The sequence below is a fragment of the Gluconobacter sp. P1C6_b genome (assembly GCF_018811945.1).
GTDB lineage: Bacteria > Pseudomonadota > Alphaproteobacteria > Acetobacterales > Acetobacteraceae > Gluconobacter.
The window spans coordinates 1-1,101 of the sequence record NZ_JACRVU010000062.1; the positions used below are offsets into that span (position 1 = coordinate 1).

Here is a 1,101-nt window from a genome sequence, read left to right on the forward strand (position 1 = left end):
GAGATCCATCAGGCGCTGGATGTCGCGCTCGACCCGCTTCAGTTCTGTTTTCGCTGCGTCGATGTCGGCCGACGCTTCCATGCGCAGCCGGTTCATCTCGTTGGTGAAGGCCGTGCAGAACTCGGCGAACAGGGCCGGATCCATGAGATGATGACGCAGGGCGTCGAGCACGCGCCGCTCCAGCTCGTCGCGACGCATATTGGTCCGGTTGTCGCAGGTGCCCTTGTTGCGCGCTGTCGAGCAGCCGAGCAATGTGCCGGAGATCATCGAATAGCCGCCACCGCAGCAGCCGCATTTGCTCAGGCCGGAGAACAGGTAGCGGGGACGGCGCTTCTCGCGGAAATGGTCGGGCGATGATGTATCGCGCGTGTCCCGACTGGCGCTGACGCTGGCCTGCCGCGCCTTGACCGCGTCCCACAGGTCTTGATCGACGACCCGCAGTTCCGGCACCTCCTGAATCACCCATTCGGAGTCCGGATTGGGTCGGGCCTGACGTTTGCCGGTGTCGGGATCCTTGATGAAGCGCTGCCGGTTCCAGACCAATTTTCCGACATACATCTCATTGTTGAGAATCCCGGTGCCCCGTGCGCGGTTGCCGGTGATGGTCGAGAAGCCCCAGGCCCCGCTGCCCGGTGCGGAGACGCTGTCGTCGTTGAGGCGGAAGGCGATGGCGCGCGGCCCCAGTCCGGCCGCGAAGTCGCGGAAGATGCGACGGACGACCTCTGCCTCCACCATGTTGATGGTCCGGTCTCCCCGGATTGGCTCCCCATTGGCGTCGAGCCTGCGCACGACATCATAACCATAGGCATTACCGCCGCCGGACTTGCCCAGTTCCACGCGTCCCCGCAGGCCGCGATGGGTCTTCTCGGCCAGGTCCTTCAGGAACAGCGCGTTCATCGTGCCCTTGAGGCCGACATGGAGATGGGAGACTTCGCCCTCTGAAAGGGTGACGATCCGCACGCCGGCATAGTTCATGCGCTTGAAGACGCCGGCGATGTCCTCCTGGTCGCGGGACAGGCGATCCATCGCCTCGGCCAGCACGATCTGGAACCGTCCGCGCTGTGCGTCGGCGATCAGCGCCTGGATGCCGGGCCGCATCAG

At 64.8% G+C, this 1,101-nt stretch carries 1 protein-coding gene; it reads right to left on the reverse strand.

The features are described from left to right. Positions 1-1,101: recombinase family protein (locus KP701_RS16110; RefSeq protein WP_215747910.1), on the reverse strand; the 1,101-nt coding region annotated here is incomplete at both ends.